We start from the raw sequence: 351 nt of genomic DNA, 5'->3' as shown, positions 1-351 counted from the left end.
AGCTAATCCCATCTGGGCACATCTGATGGCATGAGGCCCGAAGGTCCCCCACTTTGGTCTTGCGACGTTATGCGGTATTAGCTACCGTTTCCAGTAGTTATCCCCCTCCATCAGGCAGTTTCCCAGACATTACTCACCCGTCCGCCACTCGTCACCCGAGAGCAAGCTCTCTGTGCTACCGTTCGACTTGCATGTGTTAGGCCTGCCGCCAGCGTTCAATCTGAGCCATGATCAAACTCTTCAATTTAAGTTTGATGCTCGTGAATTAAACTTCGTAATGAATTACGTATGTTCACTCAGAGACTTGGTATTCATTTTTCGTCCGAGGACGTTAAGAATCCATGTCACTTT

Annotated in this window: 1 rRNA gene; it reads right to left on the bottom strand. The window is 48.4% G+C overall.

Annotated features, from left to right (window positions below):
* Positions 1-247 (bottom strand): 16S ribosomal RNA (locus GO007_RS27465); the annotation flags it as partial.
* Positions 248-351: the final 104 nt, after the last annotated feature.

The sequence above is a fragment of the Klebsiella sp. 10-1 genome (genome assembly GCF_009758445.1).
GTDB lineage: Bacteria > Pseudomonadota > Gammaproteobacteria > Enterobacterales > Enterobacteriaceae > Klebsiella > Klebsiella scottii.
The sequence above is the reverse complement of the archived record's forward strand: the minus strand, read 5'-3'. Positions and strand labels throughout refer to the sequence as shown.